Here is a 14,607-nt window from a genome sequence, read left to right as displayed (position 1 = left end):
ATGCGTTGGCCGCGCGGACGAGGGGGCTGCTAACTTGCCGTAGGCCGTGACAACACGCGAGGAGGTGAGACCCATGAACGCTGTACGCAGGTGGGTGCTCCCCCTCTTCTTCACGGTTGGGCCAGCGATCTAGAGGTCGCCGGGAGCGCCGCACGACAAGGCGATCCCGAAAGGCAACACCCCATGAATTCAACGCACTTCCACTTCACCGCCGAGACCACGTCGAACGGCGTCATCCAGCACGACTTCACCATGGGCGAGATCACCGGAGCCCTCTGGTCACCGGAATCCGGTGCCGACCGCGCGCCCTTGATCCTGATGGGGCACGGAGGCGGCAACCACCGGAAGTCCCCCGCCATGACGGGCCGCGCCCAACTCCTCGTGGCCGACGGCGGTTTCCACGTCGCCGTCATCGACGCACCCGGCCACGGCGGCCGCCCCCGCACGGCACACGACGAGCGGGAGATCGCCACGATGCAGAAGGCGATGGCGGCCGGCGAACCGGCCGGCGAGATCGTCGTCCGCTACAACGGCCACCTCGCCGAGCGTGCCGTACCGGAGTGGCTGGCCACCCTGGACGCCCTCCAGGAGCTGCCGGAGATCGGCACCGAAGGCCCCGTCGGCTACTACGGCCTGAACATGGGGACCGCCATCGGCATCCCGCTGACGGCGGCCGAACCCCGCATCACCGCCGCGGTGTTCGGCCTCTTCTGGTACGACGACGCCCTCGCCGAGGCTGCTCGGCGCATCACCGTTCCGATCGAGTTCGCGCTCCAGTGGGACGACGAGCACATCCCGCGCCGGTCCGGTCTCGCGCTGTTCGACGCCTTCGCCTCGCGGGAGAAGTCACTGCACGTCAACTCGGGCGCCCACAAGGAGCTGCCCAGGTTCGAGGCCGACAGCGCGGTGCGGTTCTTCGTACGGCAGCTGCGCCGGCGCTGATCTCAGCGTGGCGGCCCCGCGCTCTCTCCGAATTCCAGCCCTGTCATGAGTTCGGAGAAGGCGCGGGCCGCGCCGGGGGCCGTGAAGAGCCGGTCGAGCCGGGCGCGGGCCAGGCCGCGGCGGAACGGGCCGGAGTTGGCGGTGTCGCCGGCGTCGTGGAGCATGCCGGTCATCCAGTGGGAGAACTCCTGGTCGTTCCAGACTCGGCGCAGACAGCGCTCCGAGTAGGTGCGCAGGGCCGTGTCGTCGTGGTCGTGGACGGAGTCCCGTACGGCTCTGACGAAGAGATCGGCGTCGTAGAGCGCGAGGTTCATGCCCTTGCCGCCCATCGGCGAGACGATGTGCGCCGCGTCGCCGACCAGGAAGAGGCGGCCGTACTGCATCGGGTCGTGGACCAGGCTGCGGAGGCGGAAGATCTCGCGGTCGGTGATCGGACCGGAGACGAGGGCCGGGTCGCCGAGCCGGGCGCGCAGGGCGTCCCAGACCCGGTCGTCGGTCCAGGCGTCGGGGTGGTCGTCGGGCGGGCACTGGAGGTAGTAGCGGCTGGTGTACGGGCCGCGCGGGAAGTGCGCGGCGAAGCCCTGCGGGCTGACGGCCAGGAGTGGGTGGGCCGGGGGCGGGGCGTCGGCGAGGACCGTCAGCCAGCCGATCCCGTGGTCGAAGGCGTACGGCGTGAGGGCCCCGTCGGGGACGGAGGTGCGGCTGATGCCGTGGTCGCCGTCGCAGCCCGCGACGAACTCGCAGGTGAGGGTGCGGAGGTCGCCGTCCGCGGTGCGGTAGCGGACGGTGGGGCGGTCGCCGGTCAGGTCGTGCAGGGAGACGTCGGCGGCTTCGAAGCGCAGGTCGCCGCCGTTCGCGAGGTACTCGGCGGTGAGTTTCTGGACCAGCATCTGCTGGGGGCAGAGGCGGGCGGTCGGGCCTTCGGAGCCGTCGTAGTCCGAGACGAGATGGGGTTCGCCGTCGACCCGGAGCTCCAGGATGCCTTCGTGCGGGACACCGCCCAGGACCCGGTCGGCCAGCCCCCAGGAGTCGAACATGCGGACCGCGCGGGTCTCGACGATGCCGGCCCGCTGGCGCTGTGCCACGTGCTCCCGGGTCCGGCGTTCCAGGACGACGCAGTCGACGCCGCTGCGCTGCAACAGGTTCGCGACGGTCGTACCGGCCGGGCCGGCGCCGATCACCACCACGGTCGTGGACTCCGGCGCCTGGCTCAACTCCCGTGTTCTGTCGGCCACTTGACCACCTCCGGGGTCACCCTAGCCGAGCGGGTCCGGCCATCGGGGCGTAGCCGGTGTTCCCCTACGCCGACGGGTCCCAGGCGATGAGCTGGTCGAAGAGTCGTTGCTCGCCGTCGATCTTCAGGGGTTCGACGTAGGTACGGCCGTACATGAAGAGGACCAGTTCTCCGGCCGTGGCCCGGGCGGAGGCGTAGGCGGTGTCGGCGGGAATCGGCGCGGACGCGGGAATGGGCGTGGCCGTCGCGCCGGCGGCGGAGAGCGCGAGGCGCCAGGACCGGCCCTCGGTGGCGTGGTAGTCGACGGTGGCGGGGTCGTGCGGCCAGGCGCTCGTCGTGGCGTTGCAGGTGAACACGAATTCCTCGACACCGTCCACCGCCGCTTCCTCGGGAAGCGGCAGCGGGTCGCCGACGGTGAGCTGGGCGTCGTAGGTGTGCACCAGGGCCTCCTGGACCTGGTGCCGGGCGACGGCGCCGGAGGTCTGCGGAGACTGCGAGTCGGGCCACCATGTCCAGCAGCCGCGATCGGGGCCGAACTCTCGCAGTGCGCCCAGCAGTTGCTGCGTGGACTCGGCCGACCAGGCGAGCAGGGCCGCTCGCTCCTCAGGTATTTCGGAGTCCGCGGGGGTCGCTCGGCTGTCGGCGGGCCCGGCGGCGACGACGGCGGCCCAGCGGCGGTGCACGGTGCCCAGGTGGTGCACCAGGTCGAGCAGGGTCCACGCGGGGCAGGTCGGCACCTGCGCGTCCAGGCTGGGCGCGGCTGCGACCGCGGCCCGGAATGCCGTCGACCGTTCGTCGATCAACCGCAGCAGGTCCGCGAATTCGAGAGTCTTCGTCACTCGGGATGTCTATCACCGTGCTCCGTCGACCGGCCAACGATTTATCCGTCCCGACCTGCGGAAAGCGAACAGTGCCGCCACAACGGTCAGGGCGCGAGGGCCTGTTGGACCGTCGGATAGCAGTCGATGACCGTGTCGATGCCGACGAGTTCGATGACGCGCTGCACGGGCGGGGCGGTCCCGGCCAGTCGCAGCCAGCCGTCCGCCTGGGCGAGCGTCTGGTGGACGGCGAGGAGGATGTTGATACCGCTGGAGTCCATGAAGGTGACCTGGCGCAGGTCGAGGACGACGTGCGGTGCGCCCCCGTCCGGAAGGTCCAGCGCCTCCCTCAGCGAACCGGCCGTCTGGTGGTCGATCTCTCCGGCCAGCGCCACGACGACGGTGCCGTCGACGACGTCGGCTCTGACCGTCAACTGCCCTGGCTGGCCCGGCTGTTCGGTGTCGGCCATCTGTCCTCATACATGAGTCGGTGAACGCTACGGAGCAGGATTTCATCCGAAGTGCTGCCCCGCATCGTACGGTTGATGCCCGCGTCCGGTGGGGCCGACGGAAATTGACGGAGTGGGTGGTGCCTCACGGGGTATGCGCGGGGCACGCAGAAGGCGGTGAGACGATCCGGATGGAACCAGACTCTTCGGAGGACGACGACACAGCGCCGCAGGCCAGGGCCCGGGCCCTGCCCATACGGTCCACCGTGGCACTGGACGGGGACGGCTCCTGCATCGCCGAGGCGCGGCAGCTGGCCGCGATGTTCCTCGTCCGGGCACGGACCGAGTACGGGCTCCCGGTGTCGGCCCGTGCCATGGACATCACGCAGTTGGTGGTCAGCGAGTTGGTCACCAACGCCCGCAAGTACGCGCCCGGCCCGGTGCTGATGGATCTGCGGATCGTCGGCGCCCTGGTCGAGGTGGAGGTGTGGGACTCCGACCCGGTGCTGCCGGTCGCCCGTGGCGCGGACGCCCAACGGGTGGGCCAGCACGGTCTGGAGATCGTACGGGCCGTCTCGCGCGGCTTCGAGGCACAGCGCGAACCGGTGGGCAAGCGCATCACCGCGCGCATCGCGCTGTCCGAGGGTCCCGACAGCGATGTCACCCGCGGCGGCCCGCGCCGCACATGAGCCGGGGGGTCACGGCGTGGCCGGGACCCGGTAGACGGAGACATGAGAAGGCGACTCGGCGGTGAACTCGGACCCGTCCCAGTCCGCGTGCCTCGTCTCCAGTTCGAAGCCCGCCAACTGCGCCATGAGATCGAGCTCGGCCGGCCAGATGTAGCGGTGCGGGCTGAGTGCGAGCCGCGCCTGCCCGGCCTCGTCGATCCGGAAGTGGTGCGACACGGCCCGCTGGTTGAGGACGTCGTAGGTGTCCAGGGCGATGTAGTCGGGGTCGGTCCGCCAGACCGTGGCGTGCTGGCCCGGCGGCAGCTTGCGCAACTCGGGTACCCAGAGCTCGATCACGAACCGGCCGCCCGGTGCGAGGTGGCGGGCGGCGTTGCGGAAGCACTCGACCTGTGCGGCCTGGGTGAGCAGGTTCGAGATGGTGTTGTAGACGAGGTAGACCAGGCTGTACGTCCCGGGGACGACCGTCGTCGTCATGTCGCCGACGGTCACGGGGATCGTCGCCTCGTCCGCCTTGGTCCGCAGCCGCTCCACCATCGGCCGTGACAGCTCGATGCCCGTGACGGGGACTCCGCGCTCGGCGAGCGGCACGGCGACCCGGCCGGTCCCGACGGCGAACTCCAGCGCCGCGCCGTCCCCCGCGAGCTGCGCGAGTCGCTCCACGGTCGGCCCAAGCGTCTCGGGCGCGAACATGCCCGTGCCGGGGGTGTCGTAGCGCTGTGCCGTGTCGGCGTCCCAGATCTTCTCCTGCTGCATTCCGTCAACGCTGGCTCGCGGTCGCCGAGTTGTCCAACGAATTCCGCCTCGCCCTCGCACCCGGCTGATCGCGTCGCCGTCGCTCAGCGTGACGTATCCCTCAGGGACGAGGTGTCTGGTTCCGTCCGACGGGGGCACCAGTGAGCAGGCAAGGAACCGTACGCTCCGCCCGACGACCTGAGGTGAACCATGACCGAGGAGATCAAGAAACCGGCGGCCCGGTCACGCGGTGCGGCTGTCGGCGGACTGGTCGTGGTCGTGGATCTGCGCCGACGCCACCGCGCAGAACGCCTCCAGACCGGTGAGCAGCGCGTTGCGCCCGGCGGCCGGCATCTGTGCCAGTACCGCGCCCAACGCCTCCTCCCGGCGGGCCCGCAGGTCCGACAGGAAGGCCCGCCCCGGACCGCTGAGGTACAGGCGTACCTCGCGCCGGTCCGTGGGGCTCACCTCGCGGTCGACGAGCCCGGCGGCCTGCAACCGGTCGCAGAGACGGCTGGTCGACGGCGGTGTCGAGGCGAGGTGGTCGGCGAGGGTGCGCAGGTTGATGCCCTCGTGGTGTTCCAGGATGAACAGGACTCGTAGCTGCGAGGCGGACGCGGGCGCGGTCGAGGCGCGCCCCCACAGGACTTCCAGCAGTTCCGCGGCCGTCGAGGTGACGCGTGCGACCTCGGCGGGCTCGGGGCGGGGGTGGATGGACGTCACGGTCACACTCTCGCAGGCACAGGGACGAACTCCAGCGTACTAGGCACGCACGACGCGTTGTCCGAGGGAGAGATTGGTATATCTGCGATCGTGAACAGATTCATGGCTGTCGAGCGGGCGCTGCGTACGGCGGCTCCCCACGAGCTCCCCGACGTGGTCGGCCGGGAACTGGTCCGGCGGTACGCGGCGGATTCCGTGGACCTGCTCGTGGCCGACTACAGCCTGACCGTACTGCAGCGCGTCACCGACCTGCCGCACACCCTGCCGCCGGTCTCCGTGCACAACACCCCCGCCGGCCGTGCCTTCGGAGCCCAAGAGCCTTTCGTGGAGGGGAACTTCGGGGACGGCAGTGTGTGTGTCCACCTTCCGGTCAGTGTGCGCGGGGACCGCCTCGGCGTGCTCTCGGTGACGCTCCCGGGCGGCGACCACGTACGCGAGTGTCTGCCCGAACTCGCCGACCTGGCCGAGGTCTTGGGACACGAGGTGCTGGTGGCCGAGCGCGACACGGACCTGTATCTGCGGGCCAGGCGCAAGGACCGGCTCACGCTGGCGGCGGAGATGCAGTGGCAGTTGCTGCCCGGCCGGTCCTGCTCCCGCCCCGAGTTCGAGCTCGGCGCGCAACTGGAGCCCGCCTACGCGATCCACGGCGACAACTTCGACTGGTCCGCCACGGCCGACCGCCTCACGCTCTACGTCTCGAACGGCATGGGCGAGGGGATAGAGGCCTCGCTGCTGACGAACCTGACGGTCAACGCCCTGCGCAACGCGCGCCGGGCGGGCATCCCCCTCGCCGACCAGGCGGCTCTCGCGGACCAGGCCGTGTACGCCCACTACCGGGGCCGCAGCCATATGTCGGTGCTGATGTTCGACTTCGAACTCACCACCGGGCACGCCCGGGTGGTGGACGCCGGGTCGCCGCAGACGCTGCGGCTGCGCGACGGGGTGGTGGAACGGATCGCCTTCGACGCGCAGTTGCCGCTGGGCATGTTCGAGGAGACCGACTACGTCGAGCAGGACTTCGGGATCGAGCCCGGGGACCGGATCCTCTTCGTCAGCGACGGGGTCTACGCCGTCGCCTCGCCCCAGGGTGAGGCGTACGGGGACGCCGCGCTGGCGCGGGCGATCCAGCGCACGAGGCTGCTGCCCGCCGCCGCCGTGCCCAGGGCCGTGCTGCGCGAACTGACCGGCCACCGCGGCACGCCGACCCCCGACGACGACGCCCTGGTGGTGTGCCTGGACTGGCGGGGCCGGTGAGGTGTGTCCCGCGCCCACCGGCATGGCGTTAGTGTGAAGACTCTGAGCCGGAAGGGTGAAACCCGTGAGCACCTCTGAGCCGCTCCCCTCCGTCGAGAGCGAGCTGCGGTCGGCTCCGCCCAACGCGCTGGTGGAGACGGCCCGCCGGCTGCTCGGTGACCGCGCCGCGGCCCGCGAGGTCGCCCTTCTCTTCGCCGACTACGGCCTGCGGGTGCTGCACCCGGTCGACCCGCTCCCGGGCGCCGACGAACCGCTGTCCGCGTACGACGGCCCGGCCGGGCGGGCGTTCACCGAGCAGACGCCGGTGGTCGAACCGCCCGCGGGCGGGACCGCCGCCGTGCATGTGCCCGTCTCCGTGCGCGGCGACCGCCTCGGCGTCCTCTCCGCCCGTCTCCCCGCCGCCGGTGCCGATCCGGCCGGGGTGCGCGCACTCGCCGAGTTCGCCACCGCCCTGGGCCACGAGATCGCCGCGGCGGAACGCGACACCGACCTCTATCTCCTGGCCCGCCGCACCCGGCGCCTCACCCTGGCCGCCGAGATGCAGTGGCAGCTCCTGCCGGGGCGGGGCTGCGAAGGCCCGGAGTTCGTGATCGGCGCCCATCTGGAACCCGCGTACACCATCGGCGGCGACAACTTCGACTGGAGCACCGACCGCGGTCACCTCACCATGACGGTCACCGACGGCATGGGCCGCGGCATCGACGCCTCCCTGCTGACCGGCGTCACGGTCGGCGCCCTGCGCAACGCCCGCCGCGCCGGCCTCTGCCTCGCCGACCAGGCCCGGCTCGCCGACCAGGCGGTCTACGCCCAGTTCGGAGGCAAGGTCTACGCCTCCACCCTGCTGCTCCGCTTCGACCTCGCGACCGGCACGGTCCAGGCGGTCGACGCCGGCTCGCCCCGCCTGTACCGCCGGCGCGGCGACACCGTGCGGCAGATCGAGCTGGAGGCCCAGCTCCCGCTCGGCATGTTCGAGGAGACCGCCTACGAGGAGCAGATCTTCTCGGTACGGCCCGGAGACCGCCTCGTGGTGCTGAGCACCGGCGTCCACGGGACCCGCTCGCCGGACGGCGCCCTGTTCGGCGAGGCGGCGCTGCGCCGGGCCCTCGACACGGCGCCGACGCAGGCTCCGCAGGAGGTGGCGCGCTCGGTGGTGGCGAGCCTGGCCGACCACTTCGGCGGCACGGACCTGCCCGCCGACGCGGCCGTGGTCTGCCTCGACTGGCGCGGACGCGAGCCCGTGGCACCGTGATCATCCGCCGTCGCCGGGCGGCCGATGCCGTCGCACGGCGGCGAACGCCCGCAGGCCGCGCTCCAGCCCCTCGCGGTCGTCCGGTTCCATGGCGTGTACGACCTCTGCCAGCGCCCGGGACCTGAGTGCGGCGACCTCCGCGAGGACGTCCCCTCCGTGCGCGGTGAGACTGAGCCGTATTTCGCGGCGGTTGTGGGGTGCCGTGTCCCTGAACAGCAGCCCGGCCGCCTCAAGCCGGTCGCAGAGCCGACTCACCGTGGGCAGGCCGGCGTCGAGCCGGTCCGCCAGCATGGTCAGATTCGCGCCCGGTGTGTCCTCCAGGGCCTGCAGGGCGCGCAGTTGATACGGCGAGAGACGTACCGACGCCTCTCCTGCCGCCGTGGTCCACAGCTCGGTCAAGCCGTCCACGGCATCGGCGACCCGGCCCGCGAAGGGGTCCGTGCCGTCCGCCTCCTGGTGCGTTGCCACGAGTTCGACACCTCAGGGAAGTCGGGTGTGGTGACGCGCATACCGGCGTCTCAGCCGGGGCGGTGGGGCAGGCGAACCACCTGCACGAAGAAGTCGTCGATCTGCCGGACCGCGGCGATGAACTGGTCCAGGTCGACCGGCTTGGTGACATAGGCGTTGGCGTGCAGTTTGTAGCTGCGGATGATGTCCTCCTCGGCCGAGGAGGTGGTCAGGACGACGACGGGGATGTGCGCCAGTTCCGGGTCGGACTTGATCTTCTCCAGGACCTGACGGCCGTCGTACTTCGGCAGATTGAGGTCGAGCAGGATGAGGTCGGGCTGTGGGGCGCCGGTGTGCGCACCGCGCCGGTAGAGGAAGTCGAGGGCCTCCTCGCCGTCCCGGACGACGTGGAGAGTGTTGCCGATCTTGTTGTCCTCGAAGGCTTCCCGGGTCATCAGTTCGTCGCCCGGATCGTCCTCGACGAGGAGGACGTCGATCGGGGTCGCGTCGGGGAGGGTCATGTCAGGGCCTTCTCGTCGTCGGTGGCGGTGTCCGTGGAGGTGGCTTCCTCGGCGAACGGGAGTGTGAAGCAGAAGCGGGTGCCCTCGCCGGCCGTGGTGTCGATCCAGATCCGGCCGCCGTGGTGTTCGACGATCTTCTTGCACAGGGCGAGTCCGATGCCGGTGCCGCCGTAGGCGTCGCGGCTGTGCAGCCGCTGGAAGATCACGAAGACCTTGTCGGTGAACTCCTCGGGGATGCCGATGCCGTTGTCCGTGACGGACAGGCGCCACATTCCGGGGGTCTCGGGATCGGGTGCGCAGGTGACGGACACCTGCGGGGCGCGGTCCGGGTGGCGGAACTTCAGGGCGTTGCCCACGAGGTTCTGCCAGAGCATGGTGAGCAGTGTCGGGTCGCCGACGGTCTCGGGCAGGGTCTCGGGCCGGTCGACCCGGGCCTCCGACTCCTCGACGGCCGCCTCCAGGTTCCGCAGCGCCTTGTCCAGCGCCGCGCCGAGACCGACCTTCTCCCGGGTGTCGTCGAGGCGCCCGACACGGGAGAAGGTGAGCAGGTCGTTGATGAGGACCTGCATGCGTTTGGCGCCGTCGACGGCGAAGTCGATGTACTGCAGCCCGCGTTCGTCCAGCTTGTCCCCGTACCGTTTCTCCAGCAACTGGCAGAACGAGGCGACCTTGCGCAGCGGCTCCTGCAGATCGTGCGAGGCGACATAGGCGAACTGCTCCAACTCGGCGTTGGACCGGCGCAGTTCGACGGCCTGGGCGTCCAACTCCTCGGCCTGGCGGCCGAGTGCCTCCTCCTTCTCGCGGGAGGCGTCGAGTTCGGCGACGATCCGTCTGCGCATGCCCTCGACGGCTCCTGCCACCGCGGTGAGGTCGGCGGGCCCGTCCCCGGTGATGCGGTGCGCGAAATCACCCGCCGCGACCCGTTCCGACGCCCTGTTCAGCGCCTCCAGGGGCCGGGTCACCAGCAGCCGTACGAGGACGGCGAGGGCGACGCCGGTGAGCAGGAAGGCGGCGATCATGCCGCTCAGCACGGTGTCGCGCACCGTCCGCTGGTGGGCGAGGTGGGCGCGGCCCTCCTTGACGGCCTGCGCGAGGTCGGCGTTCTGGGTCGCCCAGAGGGCGCGCAGCCGGTCGAAGTCGTGCTTGCCGCTGTCGACGGTGGTCTGGTCGACGGTGTGCGGGCGGCCGGGGGTGACGGCGGCGGCCAGGGGTTCGGCGTAGGTGCGCCGCCAGTCGGCCGCCCCACGCTCCACCGCCCGCAGATCGGCGAGCAGCCCGGGCCGGTCGCGAAGCTGTTCGCGCAGCCGCGCCGCAGAGCGGGCCTCGTCCTGCTTGCCGGTGGTGTACGGGGCGAGGAACTGCTTGTCGGCGGCGATCGCGTAGCCGCGGATGCCGGTCTCCTGGTTGACCAGGGCGGCCTGGAGCCGGTACGCCTCGGTCTGGGCGGGCTGTACGCGCCGGAGCAGGTCGTCGGTGACGTCGGCCGTCCGGTTGAGCAGGTTCGCGCCGATCGCGGTGCCGATCACCACCAGCAGCACCATGAGCGACAGCGCAAGGAAGAACCATCCCTGCACCGTCAGTCGGCGCCCGATCCCCGTTCCACCCGCCATGTCCCTCACCGTTCGTCTCGTTGCGACACCCTCTCGTCCCACCTGCTCATTTCCGGCGCGGTGAATCACATCCGGGGGCAGCCGCCTCATGTCCAGTGCAGGTGCAGCACGGCCACGTCGTCCGCCAGACCGCCCCGGGTCTCGGCCAGCGCCTCGGCGCCGGCGATCAGTTCGTCGACGAACGGCTCCGGGGCCAGTGCGGCCAGCTGCCGGGCGAGCCGTAGCAGCCCGTCCTCCCCCAGGCGCTCCGAGCCCCGGCCGACATGCCCCTCGAAGAGTCCGTCGGTGAAGAGGATCACGGCCGCGCCCGCCGGTACGGAGAGATCCACGACCGGCCAGTCCGCGAGGCCGGGAACCACGCCCAGTGCCGGACCGCCGGGCACCTCCACCCACTCCACACCGGCGCTGTCGCGCATCAGCAGTCCGTGGTGCCCGGCCCGCACCACGCGGGCCGTGCGGTCGCCGGGTGCGGCGGTGAGACAGACGAGGGTGGCGAAGACCTCGCTGCGGATGCGCTCGGCGACGAGGAGTTCCTCCAGCCGGGCCACCTGTTCGGCGCCCGTGACACCGCTGAGCACCAGCGTGCGCCAGGCGATCCGCAGGGCGACACCGAGGGCGGCCTCGTCGGGGCCGTGCCCGGAGACGTCGCCGACCACCGCGTGGACCGTGCCGTCGGCACTCTGCACGATGTCGTAGAAGTCACCCCCCAGCAGTGCCTGCGCACGCCCCGGACGGTAGCGGGCCACCGCTTGCACGCCCTCGCCGCGCAGCAGGGGCCTGGGCAGCAGCCCGCGTTCCAGGCGGGCGTTCTCCTGGGCCTGCATGCGGCTGGCCTGGAGGGCGACCGCCGCCCGCTCGGCCTGCTTGCGCTGGATGGCATAGCGCACCGCGCGTCCGAACAGGCCCGGTTCGACCCGGCCCTTGATCAGGTAGTCCTGGGCGCCGGCGGCGACGGCGGCGAGTCCGGTCTCCTCCTCGGCGAGACCAGTGAGGACCACGACAGCGGACCGCTCGGCGCCCGCCCGTACCCGGGAGAGCGCCTCCAGCCCCTGCGCGTCCGGCAGATGCAGATCGAGCAGCACACAGTCCGGTACGCCGGCGGCGAGCGCCTCGGCGGCCTCGGCCATCGACCGCACCCACTGCAGACGTATCTTGAGTGCGCTGTCGGCGACCAGCTCCTCCACCAGCAGCGCGTCACCCGCGTCGTCCTCGACCAGCAGGACGGTGGGCTGCCAGGTCACCCAGGTTTCCGGCCCGGACCCTTCGCCGTCCACCGACAGCAGGTCGTCGGCCGGCGGCCGTGGCACCATCATGGCCCTTCCCTCCCCACCGCGCCGGCTCCCGTGACTTAGTTGCCGTGAGACAACAGTCGAGAGCATACCGGTACGCCGGGACGTCCCGTACGCGGTCGGCGGGGCCTGGACCGGCAGCGGCCAACTCGCCCCGCTTCCAGCGCTGTTGAGGGTACGACGGGCCGCCGGGAATCGCTGCGGAACCGTCTCCTTCATCGCCGAACCGTACGCGGACAGGCACCGGCCGACAGCCGCGAACGGAATTCGGGCCGCAAGCCGTCAGCCGCCCGCGGCCCTCGGTTCCGGACCCGGCGCGAGGCGCAGGGCGGCCCGTCCCACCGGTTCCGCGTCGGCGCTCCGGCGCGTCAGCTCGGTCCACCACGAACCGCCGTCCTCGATGTACCGCAGCAGGATTCCCTCGCGGATGCCCCAGGGGCAGACGGTGACGGTCTTGATGCCCGTCAGCTTCATCACCGTGTGCCCGACCACGGCACCGGCCAGGCTCTGCGCGGCCCGCGGTGCCGAGACACCGGGGAGCAGGGCCCGTTCGGACGCCGCGAGGGCGGCCAGCCGGTCGAGTCCCACGCGCAGCTCCGACCGCACCAACCTCCTTTCCACGAACGGACCTTGACGCCCGGGCGCGGCACCGCAGAGCCGGGCCAGCTGCTGGAAGGTGCGTGAGGTCACCACCGTGGTCCGTGGCCCTTCCCAGCGGATCCGCGCGGCCACGTCCCGCAGTTGGTGCCGTACCTCGCGCCGCATCGCCTTGACCGTCTGCTCGGGCGGCCTCTCCTGGCCGGGGAGGAAGTCCCGGGTCAGCCGCCCCGCCCCGAGCGGCAGCGACGCCACGAAGTCCGGCAGCCGGCCGCGGCCGAACGCGACCTCGAAGGAGCCGCCCCCGATGTCGAACAGGGCGAGCGGCCCGGCCCGCCAGCCCATCCAGCGCCGGGCGCCGAGAAACGTGAGCTCGCCTTCCAACTCCCCCGGCAGCGTGGACAGTCGTATCCCCGTCTCGGCATGCACCGAGCGCAGCACGTCGAGCCGGTTGGGCGCGCCGCGCACGACCGCCGTCGCGAAGGCGAGCGGCCCGGCCGCGCCCCAGTTCCGGGCGGTCTCCTCGGCGGCCGACACCGCTTTCACGAGATGGCGTACGGCCTCCTCGGGGATCTCTCCCTGCGGCCCGACTCGCTCGGAGAGCCGCAACTTCCACTTGGCCGTGTGCACCGGCAACGGCACACCGTCCCCCACGTCCGCCACCACGAGCCGAACCGTGTTCGACCCCACGTCCACCACGCTCATCCGCATGAGCCGGTGAGTACCCAGGAAGAGCGCCGTCAGTCGCCATCTGCGGGAGGGACCGGCCACCATGGCCGACACGCAGGAGCGCGGTGGAGCGGCCGGGGCGATCAGCGCGTGCCATCACGCCGGTACGCGGCCGGAGTCGGCCGAGAACGCGTCGAATCACCCCCGCTGACTGATGAGTCGTATCAGGCGCCTTCGCCTCTGGCCTGCCATTCGCGCGGGGACATCCCGTACGCCGCCCGGAACACCCGGCTGAAGTGCGCGGGGTTGGCGAAGCCCCAGCGGTGGGCGACGGCGGCCACGGTCGGGCTCATGCGCCCGGGGCGGCTCAGCTCACGCCGGCATTCCTCCAGGCGGCGGTGCTGGATCCAGCGACTGACCGTGGGGCCTTCGTCCTGGAAGAGCCGGTGCAGGTAGCGGACGGAGATGCGGTGGGCGGCGGCGATCGATTCCGGTGAGAGGCCGGGATCGGCGAGGTGGTGGTCGATGAAGGCCCTGATCCGCACCAGCAGCGCGCGGTGGGCGGCGTCCGCGTCGGCGGTGTCCCGGCCGATGTGTTCGGCGATGAGGGTGGTGAGCAGGCCCACGGCGTTGCGCGCCAGCATCTCGCCGACCGGGGGCCGGCAGGAAGTGGCAGCGGAAGCGAGACCGGCCAGGAAAGGGGCCACCAGGGCGGCCGGTCCCTCGTCGCCGCGGAGGGTGACGCCGGTGATACGCCGCAGATCGGTCTCCCGGAGTCCGAGCGCCTGTCGCGGCAGCTGGAAGACCTTCATCTGGAAGCGGTCGGGGAAGCTCAGCGTGTACGGCCGGGTCGTGTCGTAGAAGGCGAAGTCGCCCGGCCGCAGGAAGGCGTCCCGCCCGTCCTGGGTGATGACGGCGGGGCCGTACCCCTGCAGGCCGATCAGCATGTACTCGGCACTGTCCCGGGCGATCAGCCGCGGCGTGCGGAAGACCCGCTCCGGGTCGGCGTCCACGGTGGAGATCTGGAGGTGGCCGAGGCGGTCGGTCCTGACCGCTCCGGAGAAGGGCGCGTCGGCGGGGGCCTTCGGGGTGGAGACGTCCAGGGGCACGAACGTGCGCCAGACGGCATCGTGCCAGTAGGCCCGCCGCTCGCCTGCGGGCACGGAGTCCGTGGAAAGGACAAGGCTCACGGCGCCTCCACCGGTGACCGACGTGCTCGTCCTATATAGCCTCGCCCAGCGCTTCTCCGAGGTCACGTGCGCGTATCGGTTTTGTGACCCACCGGCCCGCGCGCCCGCGAGTTCCCTCTCGGGCAAGTTCCGGTGCGCTGGTGGTCAAGTCGCGGCTGCCGGGCGGCCCACGCTTCGAGTCACGGACAGTTCGT

15 protein-coding genes are annotated in these 14,607 nt (G+C 71.5%); 4 read left to right on the top strand and 11 right to left on the bottom strand.

Going from position 1 to position 14,607, the window contains the following annotated elements; all coding sequences use genetic code 11:
• Window positions 1–183: 183 nt before the first annotated feature.
• Entirely contained in the window at window positions 184–942 is a 759-nt protein-coding gene (locus ACWDEW_RS33140) for an alpha/beta hydrolase (RefSeq protein WP_450517682.1), read from the top strand.
• A 2-nt stretch (window positions 943–944) separates the two neighbouring features.
• On the opposite strand, the gene ACWDEW_RS33135 is transcribed toward ACWDEW_RS33140, so the two are convergent.
• The 3 genes from ACWDEW_RS33135 to ACWDEW_RS33125 all read right to left on the bottom strand — a co-directional run bounded on the left by ACWDEW_RS33135 (window position 945) and on the right by ACWDEW_RS33125 (window position 3,464).
• Window positions 945–2,177, bottom strand: a complete 1,233-nt coding sequence (locus ACWDEW_RS33135) for a 4-hydroxybenzoate 3-monooxygenase (RefSeq protein ID WP_450517680.1) — start codon at window positions 2,175–2,177, stop codon at window positions 945–947.
• A 64-nt stretch (window positions 2,178–2,241) separates the two neighbouring features.
• The gene (locus tag ACWDEW_RS33130; protein ID WP_450517678.1) at window positions 2,242–3,015 is read right to left on the bottom strand and encodes a maleylpyruvate isomerase family mycothiol-dependent enzyme; all 774 of its coding nucleotides are present in this window, start codon (window positions 3,013–3,015) and stop codon (window positions 2,242–2,244) included.
• Window positions 3,016–3,101: 86 nt separating this feature from the next.
• The gene (locus ACWDEW_RS33125) at window positions 3,102–3,464 is read right to left on the bottom strand and encodes an STAS domain-containing protein (RefSeq protein ID WP_450517676.1); all 363 of its coding nucleotides are present in this window, start codon (window positions 3,462–3,464) and stop codon (window positions 3,102–3,104) included.
• Window positions 3,465–3,634: 170 nt separating this feature from the next.
• On the opposite strand from ACWDEW_RS33125, the gene ACWDEW_RS33120 reads away from it, so the two are divergent.
• Window positions 3,635–4,132, top strand: a complete 498-nt coding sequence (locus ACWDEW_RS33120; protein ID WP_450517675.1) for an ATP-binding protein — start codon at window positions 3,635–3,637, stop codon at window positions 4,130–4,132.
• A 9-nt stretch (window positions 4,133–4,141) separates the two neighbouring features.
• On the opposite strand, the gene ACWDEW_RS33115 is transcribed toward ACWDEW_RS33120, so the two are convergent.
• Both ACWDEW_RS33115 and ACWDEW_RS33110 read right to left on the bottom strand, forming a co-directional pair.
• Window positions 4,142–4,885 (bottom strand): class I SAM-dependent DNA methyltransferase, encoded by a 744-nt coding sequence (locus ACWDEW_RS33115; RefSeq protein ID WP_450517673.1) that lies wholly within the window; start codon window positions 4,883–4,885, stop codon window positions 4,142–4,144.
• A gap of 222 nt (window positions 4,886–5,107) precedes the next feature.
• On the bottom strand, window positions 5,108–5,593 hold the full coding sequence (locus ACWDEW_RS33110; protein WP_450517671.1) for a MarR family transcriptional regulator: 486 nt from the start codon (window positions 5,591–5,593) through the stop codon (window positions 5,108–5,110).
• Between the two features lie 96 nt (window positions 5,594–5,689).
• Here ACWDEW_RS33110 and ACWDEW_RS33105 point away from each other — a divergent pair, with 96 nt between their 5' ends.
• Together ACWDEW_RS33105 and ACWDEW_RS33100 are read left to right on the top strand one after the other, a co-directional pair.
• A complete protein-coding gene (locus ACWDEW_RS33105) occupies window positions 5,690–6,841 on the top strand; it encodes a PP2C family protein-serine/threonine phosphatase (protein WP_450517795.1) in 1,152 nt (383 codons plus the stop codon).
• A 55-nt stretch (window positions 6,842–6,896) separates the two neighbouring features.
• A complete protein-coding gene (locus tag ACWDEW_RS33100; RefSeq protein ID WP_450517669.1) occupies window positions 6,897–8,090 on the top strand; it encodes a PP2C family protein-serine/threonine phosphatase in 1,194 nt (397 codons plus the stop codon).
• Here the strand turns inward: ACWDEW_RS33100 and ACWDEW_RS33095 are convergent, their stop codons facing one another.
• The 6 genes from ACWDEW_RS33095 to ACWDEW_RS33070 all read right to left on the bottom strand — a co-directional run bounded on the left by ACWDEW_RS33095 (window position 8,091) and on the right by ACWDEW_RS33070 (window position 14,413).
• Entirely contained in the window at window positions 8,091–8,558 is a 468-nt protein-coding gene (locus ACWDEW_RS33095) for a MarR family winged helix-turn-helix transcriptional regulator (RefSeq protein ID WP_450517667.1), read from the bottom strand.
• A 50-nt stretch (window positions 8,559–8,608) separates the two neighbouring features.
• Window positions 8,609–9,058 carry a response regulator gene (locus tag ACWDEW_RS33090; protein ID WP_450517665.1) on the bottom strand — a complete coding sequence of 150 codons (450 nt, stop codon included), beginning with the start codon at window positions 9,056–9,058 and terminating at the stop codon, window positions 8,609–8,611.
• Window positions 9,055–10,668 carry a sensor histidine kinase gene (locus ACWDEW_RS33085; RefSeq protein WP_450517663.1) on the bottom strand — a complete coding sequence of 538 codons (1,614 nt, stop codon included), beginning with the start codon at window positions 10,666–10,668 and terminating at the stop codon, window positions 9,055–9,057. Before ACWDEW_RS33085 ends, ACWDEW_RS33090 begins: the two co-directional genes overlap by 4 nt.
• Window positions 10,669–10,754: 86 nt before the next feature.
• Window positions 10,755–11,981: a PP2C family protein-serine/threonine phosphatase gene (locus tag ACWDEW_RS33080; protein ID WP_450517661.1), complete on the bottom strand. Its 1,227-nt coding sequence runs from the start codon at window positions 11,979–11,981 to the stop codon at window positions 10,755–10,757.
• Window positions 11,982–12,239: 258 nt separating this feature from the next.
• A complete protein-coding gene (locus ACWDEW_RS33075; protein WP_450517793.1) occupies window positions 12,240–13,265 on the bottom strand; it encodes a Ppx/GppA phosphatase family protein in 1,026 nt (341 codons plus the stop codon).
• Between the two features lie 182 nt (window positions 13,266–13,447).
• The gene (locus ACWDEW_RS33070) at window positions 13,448–14,413 is read right to left on the bottom strand and encodes an AraC-like ligand-binding domain-containing protein (RefSeq protein ID WP_450517659.1); all 966 of its coding nucleotides are present in this window, start codon (window positions 14,411–14,413) and stop codon (window positions 13,448–13,450) included.
• Window positions 14,414–14,607 lie beyond the last annotated feature (194 nt).

This window comes from Streptomyces sp. NPDC001100, assembly GCF_053598575.1.
Note: the sequence above shows the minus strand (reverse complement) of the source record. Positions and strands in the feature narration are given on the sequence as shown.

What these genes read in the sequence shown, in the direction of transcription:
- ACWDEW_RS33125 (WP_450517676.1), bottom strand. Translation starts at nt 3,464, where the DNA reads ATGGCCGACACCGAACAGCCGGGCCAGCCAGGGCAGTTGACGGTCAGA.
- ACWDEW_RS33105 (WP_450517795.1), top strand. Translation starts at nt 5,690, where the DNA reads ATGGCTGTCGAGCGGGCGCTGCGTACGGCGGCTCCCCACGAGCTCCCC.
- ACWDEW_RS33085 (WP_450517663.1), bottom strand. Translation starts at nt 10,668, where the DNA reads ATGGCGGGTGGAACGGGGATCGGGCGCCGACTGACGGTGCAGGGATGG.
- ACWDEW_RS33120 (WP_450517675.1), top strand. Translation starts at nt 3,635, where the DNA reads ATGGAACCAGACTCTTCGGAGGACGACGACACAGCGCCGCAGGCCAGG.
- ACWDEW_RS33075 (WP_450517793.1), bottom strand. Translation starts at nt 13,265, where the DNA reads ATGCGGATGAGCGTGGTGGACGTGGGGTCGAACACGGTTCGGCTCGTG.
- ACWDEW_RS33080 (WP_450517661.1), bottom strand. Translation starts at nt 11,981, where the DNA reads ATGATGGTGCCACGGCCGCCGGCCGACGACCTGCTGTCGGTGGACGGC.
- ACWDEW_RS33140 (WP_450517682.1), top strand. Translation starts at nt 184, where the DNA reads ATGAATTCAACGCACTTCCACTTCACCGCCGAGACCACGTCGAACGGC.
- ACWDEW_RS33090 (WP_450517665.1), bottom strand. Translation starts at nt 9,058, where the DNA reads ATGACCCTCCCCGACGCGACCCCGATCGACGTCCTCCTCGTCGAGGAC.
- ACWDEW_RS33115 (WP_450517673.1), bottom strand. Translation starts at nt 4,885, where the DNA reads ATGCAGCAGGAGAAGATCTGGGACGCCGACACGGCACAGCGCTACGAC.